Annotated in this window: 12 protein-coding genes; 8 read left to right on the top strand and 4 right to left on the bottom strand. The window is 51.0% G+C overall.

Annotated elements, in window-relative coordinates:
- Positions 1 to 110 precede the first annotated feature (110 nt).
- The 6 genes from GC097_RS31850 (at position 111) to GC097_RS31825 (ending at position 7,912) form a co-directional block, all read left to right on the top strand.
- The gene (locus tag GC097_RS31850; RefSeq protein ID WP_171687286.1) at positions 111 to 1,907 is read left to right on the top strand and encodes a cache domain-containing sensor histidine kinase; all 1,797 of its coding nucleotides are present in this window, start codon (positions 111 to 113) and stop codon (positions 1,905 to 1,907) included.
- Positions 1,904 to 3,463 (top strand): response regulator, encoded by a 1,560-nt coding sequence (locus GC097_RS31845; RefSeq protein WP_171687285.1) that lies wholly within the window; start codon positions 1,904 to 1,906, stop codon positions 3,461 to 3,463. The genes GC097_RS31850 and GC097_RS31845 overlap by 4 nt, the downstream gene beginning before the upstream one ends.
- 131 nt (positions 3,464 to 3,594) lie before the next feature.
- Complete coding sequence (locus GC097_RS31840; protein WP_171687284.1) at positions 3,595 to 4,944, top strand: extracellular solute-binding protein; 1,350 nt, start codon at positions 3,595 to 3,597, stop codon at positions 4,942 to 4,944.
- 77 nt (positions 4,945 to 5,021) lie between these two features.
- Complete coding sequence (locus GC097_RS31835) at positions 5,022 to 5,897, top strand: carbohydrate ABC transporter permease (protein ID WP_171687283.1); 876 nt, start codon at positions 5,022 to 5,024, stop codon at positions 5,895 to 5,897.
- A gap of 36 nt (positions 5,898 to 5,933) precedes the next feature.
- Positions 5,934 to 6,806: a carbohydrate ABC transporter permease gene (locus GC097_RS31830; protein ID WP_171687282.1), complete on the top strand. Its 873-nt coding sequence runs from the start codon at positions 5,934 to 5,936 to the stop codon at positions 6,804 to 6,806.
- Between the two features lie 44 nt (positions 6,807 to 6,850).
- Positions 6,851 to 7,912 carry a Gfo/Idh/MocA family protein gene (locus GC097_RS31825; RefSeq protein ID WP_171687281.1) on the top strand — a complete coding sequence of 354 codons (1,062 nt, stop codon included), beginning with the start codon at positions 6,851 to 6,853 and terminating at the stop codon, positions 7,910 to 7,912.
- A 375-nt stretch (positions 7,913 to 8,287) separates the two neighbouring features.
- On the opposite strand, the gene GC097_RS31820 is transcribed toward GC097_RS31825, so the two are convergent.
- From GC097_RS31820 to GC097_RS31810, 3 genes are all read right to left on the bottom strand, one after another.
- Positions 8,288 to 9,130, bottom strand: coding sequence for an SDR family oxidoreductase (locus GC097_RS31820; protein WP_171687318.1), 843 nt, complete (start codon positions 9,128 to 9,130; stop codon positions 8,288 to 8,290).
- A gap of 94 nt (positions 9,131 to 9,224) precedes the next feature.
- Positions 9,225 to 10,841, bottom strand: coding sequence for a long-chain fatty acid--CoA ligase (locus GC097_RS31815; RefSeq protein WP_171687280.1), 1,617 nt, complete (start codon positions 10,839 to 10,841; stop codon positions 9,225 to 9,227).
- A gap of 161 nt (positions 10,842 to 11,002) precedes the next feature.
- Positions 11,003 to 11,800: a Cof-type HAD-IIB family hydrolase gene (locus GC097_RS31810; RefSeq protein WP_171687279.1), complete on the bottom strand. Its 798-nt coding sequence runs from the start codon at positions 11,798 to 11,800 to the stop codon at positions 11,003 to 11,005.
- 120 nt (positions 11,801 to 11,920) lie between these two features.
- Between GC097_RS31810 and GC097_RS31805 the strand changes: the two genes are divergently transcribed.
- Both GC097_RS31805 and GC097_RS31800 read left to right on the top strand, forming a co-directional pair.
- Positions 11,921 to 12,613 carry a DNA alkylation repair protein gene (locus tag GC097_RS31805; RefSeq protein WP_171687278.1) on the top strand — a complete coding sequence of 231 codons (693 nt, stop codon included), beginning with the start codon at positions 11,921 to 11,923 and terminating at the stop codon, positions 12,611 to 12,613.
- A 31-nt stretch (positions 12,614 to 12,644) separates the two neighbouring features.
- A complete protein-coding gene (locus GC097_RS31800; protein ID WP_171687277.1) occupies positions 12,645 to 13,487 on the top strand; it encodes a helix-turn-helix domain-containing protein in 843 nt (280 codons plus the stop codon).
- A gap of 75 nt (positions 13,488 to 13,562) precedes the next feature.
- On the opposite strand, the gene GC097_RS31795 is transcribed toward GC097_RS31800, so the two are convergent.
- The gene (locus GC097_RS31795; RefSeq protein WP_171687276.1) at positions 13,563 to 15,455 is read right to left on the bottom strand and encodes a rhamnogalacturonan lyase; all 1,893 of its coding nucleotides are present in this window, start codon (positions 15,453 to 15,455) and stop codon (positions 13,563 to 13,565) included.
- Positions 15,456 to 15,745 lie beyond the last annotated feature (290 nt).

Below are 15,745 nucleotides of genomic sequence, written 5' to 3'. Positions count from 1 at the left end.
TATCATACTTTTTTGAGATTTCAAACGAAAAGTTTGGTCTCCTAAAGAAAAGTATGATTTTCAAACGCTGCACATGCTACTATGTAAAAGAAAAAAGGAGGGGATCACCCATGAGACGCTGGTTTGCCAAGTCCCTGAAACGCAAGCTGTCTTTCATTATTTTACTCGCAGTCGTATTGCCGCTGCTTTCCATGGGGACCGTTTCCTATCGCATTGCGACATCCGTGACGGAAGATAAGGCGAAGCAGGCCGGTATGAATACGTTGAAACAAATAACGGACAAGCTGGACTTCGTGATTCAAGACGTGGAGAACATGTCGATTTTCCTCATCGGACAAAAGGATATTCAAACTTACTTAAGCAACAAAGAAGGGGACGTCAACAGCTATTCGCTTATTGTCGGCACCTTATGGAACTTATCCTATTCCAAAAAATATATATCCAACATTACGATCACACCAAAAAACGGCAATCCGGTTCTATTTACAACGACGATTACGAAGTCGGGATTACCTCCGCTTTTACAGCAGTATGAATCCGTTTACAAATCGGCAGCCAAATGGTGGTCGCCGCTTTATGTGAACCAAACGGCGGACGGTCCCAAGAAAGTGATTACGCTCGTCAGGCCGATTCGTGATGTGAGTACGTTCAAGACGATCGGAACGCTTACTTTTTCACTGGATCAAGCGGAGATTGAACATTATTTGACGGATGCGGGCTGGGAAAGCAGCGGTTTTGTGATGCTGACGGACCAATACGACCAAATTATTGCAGGAGGCGAACCTGGCTGGTTGGCACAGAAGGTCGCAGACGTGTTTCCGAATTTAGGCGAGCTGGGCGATACGAGCGGCGTGTTGAACGTACCTAGAGGGGAATTGCCGCATACGGTTCTGTATAGTTCGATGCCTCGTCTAGGCTGGAAATTAGTCGGCTTCATCCCGACAGAAATCTATCAGAAACAAAATGGCTACGTACTTACGGTAACAGCTGTGACGATTGCGATTGCGCTGCTGCTGGCCATGGGGTTGGTGCTTTACTTCCTGCAATGGGTGACGAAACCGCTCACGAAACTGACCAAATCGTTAAAAGATTTGAACCCGGACGAGGCAATTCCGACCTATGAGGTGAAAAGCGCCGACGAGGTCGGGCTGCTCGTCCATAGCTATAATAAACTGAGCGAACGGATCGGCAGGCTGAAGGAGCAAGTGCAGCAGAATGAAGCGAAGAAAAAGGAAGCGGACATTTTGGCGCTTCAGGCGCAGATTAATCCGCATTTTTTGTACAATACACTCTCCTCCATCCACTGGATCGCCTTGATGAACAAGGATCGGCAAATTGCGGAAATGATAGGCGCGCTTAGCGATTTCCTGCGTTTTAGTCTGAATAAAGGCGAGGAGTTCTGCTCGGTTCAGCAGGAGATTTCGCACGCCCAGAACTATGCCTATATCCAGGCCATGCGTTTTCCGGATCAATTCGAGATTGAATTTTTTATCGATCCTGAAATGCTGCAAACGATGATGTTGAAGCTGCTGCTTCAACCGTTGATTGAGAACAGTCTCATTCACGGTATTCAGAAAAAGAAAGTAAAAGGGAATGTCTACGTACATGGTGAACTGCGCGATAATCAAATGAAATTCGTCGTGGAGGATACGGGCATCGGGATGGATGAAACGAAGCTGCGCGACATTCATGGACAGCTGGCTGCGGCCAACCATCAATTGGGGATGCTAACGGAAGTAACGAAAGAAGCGAAGCTGCCGGTGACCTCCTATGGACTTATTAATGTGCACAGACGATTGCTGCTGCATTATGGCCTCGGATCGGGCCTTGTTGTTGAAAGTACGGCAGGTACTGGAACGCGTATTACATTTTCAATTCCGCTTGGGACAGGGGAGCTGGCGACATGAGAATTTTGATTGTAGATGATGAAGTCATTATAAGGACCGGTCTTTGTACCGTTATCGATTGGAAGGAGCTCGGGCTGGAACTGCTGCCTGCCGCATCTTCAGGGGAAGAGGCTCTGGAACGAATTCCGGTAGAAAAACCGCATATTGTGCTGACGGATATTCGTATGCCGGGGATAGACGGGATCGAGCTTGCCCGTGAAGTGAAAGCGCTGCTGCCGGACACGGAGATCGTCATCCTGACGGGGTATGATGATTTCACCTATGCCCAGCAGGCGCTGCGCGAAGGGGTAACCGATTATTTGCTGAAGACAAGCCGTCCGGAAGAAATTATTAAAGCGGCGCTGAAGGCGAAGCAGAACATCATGGATAAATGGGAGACGGTCAAACAGGATAATCTTCAGCAGGCTGCGCTGCGCAACCAATTATTGGAGCGGGCTTTAAAGCGCGGCTTGCACGATGACGCGGAAGCAAGAGAGCAGCTGCGGGTATGGTTCCGGAAAAATGGCGTAGACGTTCCTCCGGAATCCGGAACGGCTGCGGCCATGCAAGTGATGCTCGTTTCCGTCGCGGGTTGGGAAGCGGGGATTACGGAGCTGCTGCAAGGCGCCGCAGAAAATATTCTCTACGAGCTGCTCCCGTGCGTGACGCTCATGAATAAGGAGCATTTGCTGCTCGTTGTCCGCTATGAAGCAGGCCGCACGGATCAAGCCGGGCTTAAAGGAGCGCTGAAGCGGGTGACCGATACGCTGAAATGCACGGCTTTTGCGGCGCTGGGAACTCTTGCGCAGGATTACGAGAGTCTGAGGGATTCCTACATCGCGGCGAAAGAAGTTTTTGCGTACCAAGGACTCCTCGGTCCGCAAGGGCTCTTCACGCTGGCGGATATCCGGGAGCGCAGCGGAGGCCGCACGGTGCTTACCGAGAAGGAGGAGGCCGAACTCACGGCGATTCTGCTCAGCGGTAACGCAACCGACTTGCGCCACTGGGTGAACCAGAAGGTGCGCTCGCTGATGGAGGATGCTTTGGCGACGCCGATGACGGTGCAGGGCTATCTGCAGTCGATGATCATCGCAGGCCACCGCTGGCTGGAGCGGGCCAATTCAGCGCAAGTATCTCTCAGCACGCTGCCTGCTTATGAAGGAGAGGGACGCCCGGAGGAGGAGATTTTTAAAATCCTCATGGCGGTTATGAACCTTTTCCATCAAGGAATGGATCAAAGCAAGTATGCGTATGTATACAAATCCATCGCGTATATCCGCGACAACCTGCATCAGCCCATTTCGCTGCAGCAAGTGGCGGGCTTTGTCCATATCAATCCGAATCATTTCAGTGAAGTATTCAAACGGGAAACCGGCAGCACATATATCGAATTTGTGACGCAGGAGAGAATGAAGCGCGCTGTGGACCTCCTGCAGAGCACGCAAACCAAAGTCAGCGATATTGCCAGACGAGTCGGGTATGAGGACATCAAATATTTTACACAGCAGTTCAAAAAGCATACCGGACAAACGCCTTCCGAATATCGACAAGGATCGACAGGGGACGACAAAATCTAAAGACTGAAAAATGTCCCCCCTTGCGCCGAAGTCTCTCCCGTACCGTCTCCTAAAGATGTCCCCTATACTAAAGTTGTAACAAGCGAGCTAGAGAGTAAGTTTTTACGAAAACTTTTAGGGGGTCCAAACGAATGAAAAAGTCATTTATCGTTACACTGGCGGCCACATTGTCATTGGCACTGTTAGCCGGTTGCGGCGCTAGCGGCACAACGGATACAGCAGCCAAGAATAGCACAGCACCTAAACCAACTGATGCAGCTAAGCCTGCTGAGAAAGTTAAATTGTCGATTTGGCACAACTATACAGGTGAAGATCTTCGCGCCAAATTGATGCGTGAATATATGGAGAAGTTCAAGAAAGACCACCCGAATGTAGAGCTGGATATTCAGGGGATCCCACCCGATGGCTACCGTCCGCGTCTAAAAACGGTTGCTGCAGCCAATGAAATGCCTGATCTGTTCGTGATGTGGCCGGGTGTCATGACGAAGGAGTTCGTCGGTGGCGACTTGATTCAGCCGATCAATGAACTGCTCGACAGCAAAACCGAGTGGAAGAACGGCTTCATGCCGGGATCGTTCGATGATTTCACAATCAACGGCAAAACGTACAGCGCGCCAATGGCCTTGTCGCCAACGTCGATCCTTTACTACAACAAAGAAATCTTTAACAAATATAACGTTCAGCCGCCGAAAACATGGGATGATCTCATGAAACTGGTAGAAACGTTCAAAAAGAACAATGTAACGCCAATCGCCCTGGGGAACAAAGCGGCATGGGTTGCGCAATCCAGTATTCTTAGCTCGCTGGCTGACCGTGTGACAGGGACAGAATGGTTCTTGAACGCTGTAGAGCAAAAAGGCGCTAAATTTACGGATCCTGAATTCGTACAATCGCTAACTTATCTCCAGCAGCTTGGCAAAGCAGGCGCTTTCCAAGAGGGATTCAACTCCATTGACAATACACAAATGGAACAGATGTTCGCGCAAGGCAAAGCCGCTATGATGATCGATGGCGGATGGGCGCTTCCAAACCTGGCAGCGAATACATCCAAAGAAGCATTGGCTAACATGGCTGTAACTGTTCTGCCATCCGTCCCTAACGGCAAAGGCGATCCAAACTCCCTTTCCGGCGTAGTCGGTACAGGTCTTGGGATGAGCAAGAAAGTAACCGGCGCACAGAAAGCGGCAGCTTACGAGCTAATCTACGCGTTGTCCGGTCCGGAAGCACAGAAAGCCATCTTGGAAAGCAATCAGCTTGTGTCTTACAAAGTAGACTTGGATACAACGAAAGTATCCTCCTTGTTTGCTGAAGTGTACAAAATGATGAACAACGTGAAGAAAACGCCGGTTTACGACGGCAAGCTTACCTCCGCTAGTGCCGATGTCGTAAATAATGGTCTGCAAGAGCTCCTCATGGGCGGCAAGCCCGAGGATATTGCCAAGAAAATTCAAGATGCACAAGCGAAAGCTATCGGCAAATAGCGTGTGGCCACAGGACTCCAGCCAAGCTCGGCTGGAGCCCTTTTTTCAAAAAAGTTAGCAAGGGGGGAAGTTAAGTCATGACCGTATCCGCAAGAATCAGAGGATTCATTACTATAGCGCTTCTTCCGGCCTTAGTGCTCTATCTGTTTTTTGTCATCGTGCCGATTTTCTGGTCAGCTTACTATGGCTTTTTCGACTGGAAAGGGATCGGAGCCGCCAAATTTATCGGATTAGACAACTATGTAGAAGTATTCAAAGATCCAATTTTCTGGAAGTCGTTCAAAAATAATATGCTTATCGTTGCAGCATCCGTATTCGGTCAAGTGCCGATCGCATTGATTTTAGCGCTTTTGCTCATGAAGAGTACTTATTTCCAACGTGTCATTCGTGCTTCCGTTTTTATGCCGATGGTGCTCTCCTCTGTCGTTGTCGGGATTATCTGGGGTTACATTTATCACCCGCAAATCGGTATTTTGAACTTCTTGCTGGAAGGCGTCGGCCTGGACAGTTGGAAGAAAGCTTGGCTTTCCGATCCGAAAGTATCGATGTACGCCCTCATGGTGCCGATCATCTGGAATTATATTGGACCTTACATGATTATGTTTATTGCGGCATTGCAAAATATTTCGCCAGAAATCGAAGATGCGGCGCAGCTCGACGGCGTGGGTCCGGTCCGCAAATTGTTTGCTGTCACGCTGCCAATGATTTGGGATACCGTTAAAGTGGCAGTTGTGCTATGTATTTCCGGAAGCTTGAAGGCGTTCGACCTCATCTACGTGATGACGGGCGGAGGACCGGCGCATTCCACTGAACTGCTTGCTTCCTACATGTATAACAGTACCTTCAATGTGTATCGTTTCGGCTTCGGAAGTGCGATTTCCACGGCCATCATTATTCTTAGCTTGATCTTGATCGTAGGCAGCCAACGTCTCATGAAACGGGATTATCGTTAGAAATCAGGAAAAAGAGTTCTCTCAGGAGGGACATCTATGGAGCAGGTTGTATCGATGCAGACGGGTTTTCCCGCTGGAGGTAAGAGACGGAAAGTTTGGACGCGAGGCGTCGTTAATAGTTTGCTTAGCTTGTACGCGCTAGTCACGTTGTACCCGCTCATTTGGTTATTTATGAGTGCGTTGAAGTCGAATGAAGAGTTTTATTCGCGGCCGTTTTTGCTGCCGACGGTTTGGAAATGGGACAATATCGTCCGGGCTTGGAAAGTATCCGGCATGGGTCTCTCGCTATGGAATTCCACCGTTGTCACGATTGCCTCTTTGGTGCTGACATTAGTGCTGGGTGCGCTGGCAGCCTTTGTTTTATCGCGGTTTGAGTTCAAATTAAAGCCGTTCTTCATGGGGTTATTTCTGCTAGGCATGCTCATTCCGATACACAGCACTTTAGTGCCGCTCTTTATTATCATGAAAAAAGTCGGCCTTCTCAATACGTATGGCGCACTTATCCTGCCTTATGCGGCTTTTGAACTTCCGCTAGCTATCTTCGTGGTTGCCGCTTATTTAGTCACCATCCCCAAAGAGATTGAGGAAGCAGCCTTGATCGACGGAACGGGCTATTGGGGGATTTTCTTCCGGATGATGCTGCCGCTTAGCTTGCCGGCCCTTTCGACGGTTGCGATTTTAGGATTTTTACGGTTTTGGAATGATTTTGCGTTTGCGCTGGTCTTTATTAGCAAGCCTGCACTGAAGACCGTTCCGCTGAGCTTGTCCGCTTTTGCTACAGGGTATATGACCGATTATGAGCTGACGATGGCCGCGCTGGCGATTGCCGTACTGCCAACCATTGTCGTGTTCCTGCTATTCCAGGAGCAGATTATGAAGGGCATGACGGCGGGTGCTGTTAAAGGCTAAACTTGTAAAAAGATAATGCATTCATCATCTATCGGAGGGACATCATGACGAAATTAAAAGTAGCGGTGATCGGCGCCGGCTCCATTTCCGACGCACATTTGACCTCGTATATGGAACATCCTGAAGTCGAGCTTTATGGCATCGTCGATATGAACGAGGAGCGGGCGCGCGCGGCTGTTCAGAAGTACGGCGCGAAGGTGGCTTTTACCGACTACCGTGAGATGCTCGCAGATCCGGAAGTCGAGGCGGTGAGCATCTGTACGTGGAATAACACGCATGGCGCGTTGAGCATCGCTGCGCTGGAGGCGGGCAAGCACGTGCTGTGCGAGAAGCCGCTTTGCACGACCGTCGAAGAAGCTTTGCTCGTCGAGGAGGCCGTTCGCCGCAGCGGCAAGCTGCTGATGGTCGGCTTCGTCCGCCGCTATGGCACGAACGCGCAGGTGCTGCGCCGCTTCATTGATGCAGGCGAGCTTGGCGAGGTGTACTACGCCAAGGCTTCGTACTTGCGCCGGTTGGGCAATCCCGGCGGTTGGTTCGCCGACAAGGAGCGGGCTGGCGGCGGTCCGCTTTTTGACATCGGCATTCATGTCATCGACTTATGCTGGTACATGATGGGACGGCCGAAAGTGAAATCGGTCAGCGGGAACACGTATACGAAGCTGGGCAACCGTTCGCATATCAAGAACTTGAACTTCTATAAGGCGGCGGATTACGATGCCTCCCAAAATACTGTGGAAGACATGGCCAATGCGCTCATCCGGTTTGAGAACGGCGCGTCGCTCATGGTCGACGTCTCCTTCACCCTGCACGCAAAGAAGAATGAATTCGCGGTGAAGATTTACGGCGATCGGGGCGGGGCTGAGATCGAGCCGGAATTCTGCATCGTGAGCGAGAAGCATGACACGATCCTCAATGTAACGCCGCAGATCGATCATCCGTCGTTCGAGTTCATGGACGGCTTCCGTAATGAAATCGATCATTTCGTGCAGGCTTGCCTAGGCCGTGCAGAGCTGATTTCACCTGTCCAGGACGGTGTGGAATTGACCAAAATCTTGTGCGCGATTTATGAGTCGAGCGAAAAGGGCATCGAAGTTTATTTTGACTAGAACGTAGATCAGTCGCCATCCTGCGGGCCTTGAGGCCTTGCGGGGTGGCGATTTTATTTGGCCGGTATGCGGAGATTCCACCGACGCAATCTTTATCGGCGTGCCTTGCGCCATGACACCGCTTCCGGCCTCCCGCGACAATTCTGCTTTCGTCCTCGGGGCCTCGGTTAACAGAAAAAACTCCAGTTATTTCATCTGTGTAGCGTGACTGCATCGTGATTAAATGGAGTTTCTCATGTTAATTTAGTGGGAATGACCTCGAATGCATGGTTGCAGGAGCAATTAACGGGAGAATTTTCCACTAATTATCCGCATTGTCCAAACCTGCTCGAAATAACGGGAGTAATTCCCGTTAATCTAACGCGCGGGCCACGCCTACGACTTCCCCTTGCGGGTCATTTCCGCAAGGCCGACCCACTGCTCCTCGGTGACCTCGAGCAGGTCGTTGAATTGCCCGGCGCCCTGCAGCCATTCGCCGCCGTCGATCGTGACGACTTCGCCGTTGATGTACCCGGCGTAGTCCGAAATCAGATAAGCCGCGAGGTTCGCGAGCTCATCCTTTTCTCCGACCCGCCGCAGCGGCACGCGGTTCAGCAGCTTCTCCGACAGCTCGGGCGTAGGAGCCAATCGGCTCCAAGCGCCGTCGGTCGGGAAGAGCCCCGGCGCGATAGCCACCTGCCGGATGCCATGGCGCGCCCACTCGACGGCAAGTGAGCGCGTCAAGGCGAGCACGCCGGCCTTCGCCGCCGCCGACGGCACAACGAAGGCCGAGCCGGTGGAGGCATAGGAGGTGACGATGTTCAGCATCGTCCCGCCGCCGCCTTGCTCGATCCATCTTTTGCCCACTTCCAACGTGGTGTAGAACGTGCCGTGAAGGACGATATTCAGCACCGCATCAACTGCGCGGGGAGACAAATTCTCCGTAGGGCTGGCAAAATTGCCCGCCGCATTGTTAATCAACACATCAATGCGGCCATAATGCTGCTCTACGGCTGACACCATCTCTGCAATTTGTTGCGGATCGCGGACATCGCAGCTTTTGTAGAACACTTCGCCGCCCATTTCGGCAGCGGCTTTAGCCAACACTTCCTCGCGCCGGCTAGTAATCGCGAGCCGCGCCCCCAGCTCCAGGAAGCGCTCCCCCATAGCGCGCCCCAGTCCGGTGCCCCCGCCAGTAATGAGAATGACTTTATCTTTCAACAAAGATGCATCGAACATATCTTCACTGCCCTTCATCTTTAAATTCTCTTTTTTGCTACGGCGATCAAAAGTAGGATTATCCGCTCTTCGTGGTGCTTAGCGGATAACGCGTCTAGTCTCCTTTGAAATAGGTTCGATACTGCTCGCGCAGCTCGCGTTTCATGAATTTGCCTACCGAGGTACGGGGGATTTCATGAAGGAAAACCACATCGTCCGGAATCCACCATTTGGCGAATTTGTCTTCGATAAAAGCAAGCAAATCCTTTTTGTCGCCGGCCTGCAGCGCAGCGTCCTTCAGGACGACGCAGGCGAGGGGACGCTCATCCCATTTGGGATGCGGCACGCCGATGACACAAGCCTCAAAAACATTCGGATGGGCCATTAACGCATTCTCCAAATCGAGGGATGAAATCCATTCCCCGCCGCTTTTGACCAAGTCCTTGGCTCTGTCCACCAGCTTCACGAATCCTTCGCTGTTGATCACCGCAATATCGCCGCTATGGAACCAGCCATCTTGGAAAGTCTCAGCAGTTCGGACGTCTTTGTAGTATTCTGTCGCTACCCAAGGCCCGCGCAGCCAAATTTCGCCCATTTCTTTCCCGTCCCAAGCGACTTCGCCCCGAGGTCCGACAATTTTCATATCAAGACCGGGCACCAGCAGCCCCTGCATCGCCCGCGTATCGTATTGTTCATCAAACGGAGCCTCGTCTTGATAGCTCTTTAGCCGGGCAACCGTAACAAGCGGACACGTTTCCGTCATGCCGTAAGCGTGATAGAATGGGACTTTCAGCCGCTGCTCATAGCTTTCAATGAGTGAACGCGGGGCGGCAGATCCGCCGCAGACTACGGCGCGCAAAGAAGACAGATCCAGTTGCAGAGCCTCTTGCGCTTTAAGAGCGGCTGTCCAAACCGTCGGCACGCCTGCCGCAATGGTGACTTTCTCGTCTGCGATCAGACGGAGCAGAATGTCCGGTGTTGGCGCCGGTCCCGGAAGCACCTGTTTGCTGCCGAACCAGACGGAAGCGAAGGGCAGCCCCCAAGCGTTAACGTGAAACATCGGCACGATAGGCAGCACGGCGTCGCGTTCCGAAAGGCCCAGCGTATCCGTCAAACCGATGGAGAGCGAATGCAGATAAATCCCGCGGTGCGAGTATACGACGCCTTTGGGATTTCCGGTTGTAGCGGACGTATAACACATGCCGGCGGGAGCGCTTTCATTTATATATTCAGGATATGTAAAATGAGGATCTCCACTCTCTATCATGTTCTCATATAAATAGACAGGCTGTAAAGAAGTAGGCGGCAGCTCCTTTTTATCCGTCATGATGATATAGCCTTCGATGGTCGTCAGTTGATCTTTTATTTTTTCAATAATAGGCAGCAAGGTCTCATCAACGAAGAGGAAACGGTCCTCGGCATGATTCAGAATGTAGGCGATATGTTCGGTGGGGAGGCGAATATTGACTGTATGCAGAACGGCTTCCATGCAGGGGATGGCAAAATAAGCTTCCAAATGCCAATGATGATTCCAGGCAAAGGTGGCAATCCGATCTCCGGGCTTGACGCCGAGCGCTTGCAGAGAGCTGGACAGCTTCTTCGCGCGTATTCCAAAGTCAGCGTACGTATACCGGTGTATGCCGTTAATTGTCCGTGAAACAACCTCTTTTTTTGGGAATAAAGTTTGGGATCGCTCAAAGAGAGCGCGCAGCGTTAACGGGTAATTGTCCAAATGGAAGCACCTCCGGAGAATTCGTTCTTTCTATTTAAAATATATAGGGAGGGGGGACAGGATATGTCCAAAAAGTACTTCGCGCTTCGCATTTTATGCTTCGCACAAATAAAAAAACCGGCTCCGCCGCACGCTCATCATGCAGAAAACCGGTCTCTCGCTTACGCGTTTAAAATAAACTTCTCAATGACGTGTCTAACGCCGTCTTCGTTGTTGCTTTTGGTGACGTAATTGGCCAGTTCTTTAAGCTCCGGCAGAGCATTTTCCATCGCGACACCCAGTCCAGCGACTTCCAGCATTTCACGGTCGTTCCACGCATCGCCAAGGGCAATGACCTCATCCAGCGTGCAGCCGATATGGTTCGCCAGGAAGGCGATCGCGTGACCTTTGGTGCCTTCTTTGTGCATGAATTCCAAATAGTGCGGCTTGGACTTCGTAATGTGCAATTGATCGCCGAGCAAAGGAAGCAGTTCCTCGCGGAGTTGGTCGCAAACTTCCGGTTTATCCACGATCAGCATTTTCGGCTGAGGAATGTCGATCCATTGGCGCAGGTCGCCGATGATATAAGGCGTTTTGGAAAGGCGCACGTAATTTTTGATTTTATCGTTATCCTCACCTGCATAAAGCTGGTCGCCATGGTAAAGCTGAAGGTGGAGATTTCTCTTCTCGCAATAATCGAGCAGGAAACGGGCGCTTTCTACCGGTACCATACGCTCATAAAGGACTTCCTCGTCGAGGAGATTTTTGATCGAAGCGCCTTGATACGTAATGATCGGTACGTTAAGTCCGATTTGGTTGGCAATTTTCGCTGCGGAAGGGAAGCTTCTTCCTGTCGCAATCGTAACCGTCACGCCCTGGGCAACCGCCTGATGCATCGCATCAATCGTTTCCTGGGATATGGTCAGGTCATCACGCAAAAGCGTATCGTCTAAATCCGATGCTACTAATTTGTAAGTCATGTGTTCCTCTCCGTTCCGATAGGTAGTCTATATAAAAATTCTGCTATAAGCATACCCGAATCAAAGCGGAATTGCTAGAATAAAGCAATAGCTTGTAGTTTAAAAGGAGGCGTGTAAACGATGGCATCACCCTATACGAAACAGCTGGAAGCTTTGCTGAGAGCGCACAGCAGCGACAACGACGCAGCAGCGATGGCCGCTTACATGCGCGACCAATTCCCTTTCCTCGGCATTCGCAATCCGCAGCGTGTGGCATTGACGAAGCAGTTTTGGAAAGAGCAAGGCTATCCCAAAGGGGCCGAAGGCGTGAAAGTGGCCGAGGAGCTCTGGGCATTGCCCGAGCGGGAGTTTCATTATACGGCGCTGCTGCTGCTTACTCAGCTTCGCAAAGATGCGGAGAAGGAGCGCATTGAGGTGCTGGAACGCATGGTCGTAACGAATTCCTGGTGGGACTCTGTGGATACGATAGCTGACCATTTGATCGGCGTTCATTTGCAGAAATATCCGGACCTCATTCCGGCCTATGTGGAGAAATGGCTCGCGTCAGGCAATATGTGGCTGCAGCGGACGGCCATTTTGTTCCAGCTGAAGTATAAGCAACGCACAGATGTGCCGCTTCTGTTCAGCTGTATTCGGCGAATGGCGGAGTCCAATGAGTTTTTCATCCGTAAGGCGATTGGCTGGGCGCTGCGCGAATACTCGAAAACGGACGCTGCCGCCGTGCAGGCTTTTGTCGCCGAGACCGAGCTTTCGCCGCTCAGCGTACGGGAAGCGCTAAAGGTTATTCAGCGGAAGGAAAGTGCGATATACTAGTTTATATCTAGGAATTGGGGGAATCCAACGTATGTCGGAATTTATGTGTTTTTCTGCCCAAGAGAACCGCACGACGATCCCTGGAAAACTAGTTTCCGGCCGGTACCGGCAGCCATTTGGCTACCGGGTTAAGCGGTCGAAAGGAACGAAGGATTTTTATCTCACCATGACCTTGCACGGAAAAGGTTTATTCCACAACGGCCATGAAACCTGCGAATGTCCTGAAGGTGAAATTACGTTAATTACGCCGGGTACGCCGCATTATTATGGAACTCCGGAAAACACCGAATGGGAATTTTTTTGGTGTCATTTTGTTCCCAAGGAAGATTGGCTGCCTTTGCTGCAGCTCCCGGAGGCCATTAAGGGAATCCGTTTTGCCCGTTTTGAGAACGCAAAAGAATGGCAGCATCTCGCTGGGGCTTTCACCAGCCTGATCCGGTATAATGAAGAATCCCATCTGTTTTCGGAGAGATTGGCTGTAAATGCCTTGGAGGAAATCCTCCTCTTGATATCCAAAAACGTCCAGGAAACACAGCATCCAATGGATCCGCGCGTGGAAAACACGATAAAGCTGATATCGCAGCATTATAAAGAGCCGTTTAACGTACCGGAGCTGGCGGCTATGGTTAATTTATCCCCTTCCAGGTTCGCCCACCTATTCAAAATACAGACGGGCGAATCGGTTATGGAAATGTTAAACAAGATTCGGCTCAGACAGTCCAAGAAGCTGCTGGAAACGACATCGCTGACGATTGCGGAAATCGCCGAGGAGGTCGGGTTTAACCATCCCTTTTACTTTTCCCGGCAGTTTGCTGCTTTCTATGGCACGCCACCGGCTTTTTTTAGAAAACATAAACTCCCTACGACGAATTAACGGGGCCGCATAATCGAAAGGGGCTATCACTCCGGTCATTACTGACCTTTGAGATAGCCCCTTATTGGCGTGTCTTTATGGAGTTACGTAAATATTCGGCTGCGTTGGCGCCGCCATGCCGGTTCCCAGGAAGTAGCTGGTATGCGGCGGTTGGTTGTAGGCCACATTTTGCCAGGCGATGTCCAGACGGTAAAGCGGATCGTGCATTAAAGTCCAAAGGCGCGTGCTAGTCTCGTAAGGGGTAGTATAGATGCGCAGCGCAGAGTTATCCGACTTCCGCCAAATAACCTCTTCACGCCAGTCTCCTAGAATGTCGGCTTGCAGACTAGGAGTCCCTTTGGTGCCATTGTTGGAAAGAGTGCCGGTTGCAGTTAATAGAGTCGTTGTATTGAGACTGGTGTAATTCCACTTATCGATTCTGCCGACTCCATTGGTGCCATCCCAATTATGATCAAGCAGCTCACGGGATACGTCGCCGTCCCACCAGATGCCGAAGTTGATGGAGGAAGGTGCGGTTGAGCTGATTTTGGTGCCGTTAATTTGGTACAATCCGACACCATTGCTTGCCCAAACCTCTTCGCCTGCATATCTCGGATCAATGTCGGCGGACATGCCTCTACCGGTGTCAGCGCCTGTATTCACACCCCAGCGTATGGCGCCAGTGCCTGCGTTCCAAACAGCAGCTCCATACGTGGCGCTTGTATTTTCCATGACTTTGAATACTTCCAGCCCCGGGTTGTTCGGGTCAAGATCGCCTACATGAAGAGCATCACCGTGTCCTAATGCCGTGTTGTATTTCCTTGCTCCGTTGTCGTCCACGGTCATGGCGCCGTACACGATTTCATCCTTGCCGTCCCCATCGACATCGGCCGCGGTCAGGTTGTGGTTCCCTTGGCCTGCATAGGCTGAGTTTCCGGAAGCGTTGGTGTCAAACGTCCACAGTTTGGAGAGCGTTCCGCCACGCCAATTGTACGCCACTAATACCGTGCGCGTGTAATAGCCGCGGGCCATCACCAAGCTTGGCTTTTCCCCGTCCAAATAGGCGATTGTCGCCAGGAAGCGGTCTACGCGGTTGCCGTACGTATCGCCCCAATCTCCTACCGTGCCCCGAGGCGGATCGTAGCTGGTCGTGGTCAGAATTTTGCCTGTCGCTCCTTCGAAAATGGTCAAATACTCTGGACCGGTCAGCACTCTGCCCACTGAATTTCGATAATCGGCGGTTGAGCTGCCGATGACTGTGCCTTTCCCGTCCTTCGTGCCGTCTGCGGTTTTCATCGCAATTTCGGCTTTCCCGTCGCCATCCAAATCATAGACCATAAATTGCGTATAGTGAGCGCCGGCCCGAATGTTTTTCCCCATAGAAATTCGCCACAGCAGTGTCCCATTAAGCTTATAAGCGTCGATGAATACTTCACCGGTATAGCCATCCTGCGAATTGTCCTTAGAGTTCGAGGGGTCCCATTTCAAAATAATTTCGTATTGTCCGTCGCCGTCCAAGTCGCCCACGCTCGCGTCATTGGCATTGTAGGTATAGTTTACGCCGTCTGGCGTTGTGCCGCCTGCCGGTCTTTGAATCGGGACGTCCAAATAATTGTTTGCCCAGGGGGTTACGGCAGCGGATGCAGCTTGCTCGACGCCGCCTACAACGGCACGGACCGTATAGCTGGAACTTGTCGTTCCCGAGTTATCTTGATAGTTTGTGCTAGTTGTAATAGGGGAGGCATTAAGCTTTGCGCCATTGCGGTATACGTTGAATGATGTAGCAGATGCTTCCGTGCCCAGAAGTCTCCAGCTGACAAGAACGCCTGTTGATACCTTGACGGCTACCAGCCCCCGGTCCAGCTTTTCCATTTGTCTGGGTACCGCGGCATGTGCGGCAGGCGCTGGGATGACGAAGGAAGAGATGAGGAGAGAGCCGAGCGCAATGCAGCAAGCTGTTTGAACGAAACGCTTCACATTTTTAAACATTTCTACAACCTCCTTGGAGTCAAATGATTTGAAATTAATCGTGTTCGCGGGTGCGTCGGCACAACCAAAGATGACCTCCTTGTCCTTTGTTTTGGATGCGCTTACAAAAGCATCGTGGCTTTATTATACCTTGTGGGGGATAGGGATTTAATGCAGACAATGGCTAACTTTCTACACAATACTGCTTTTTGAAAAAAATAAGCGCGAAATTCGGTTGCGTAATAAAACATTACACATATCGTATTATAAAATATATTTGTTATATATATTGACATATAAGTGACATTGTT

This window comes from Paenibacillus planticolens, assembly GCF_013141725.1.
Lineage (GTDB): Bacteria > Bacillota > Bacilli > Paenibacillales > NBRC-103111 > Paenibacillus_E > Paenibacillus_E planticolens.
Note: the sequence above shows the minus strand (reverse complement) of the source record. Positions and strands in the feature narration are given on the sequence as shown.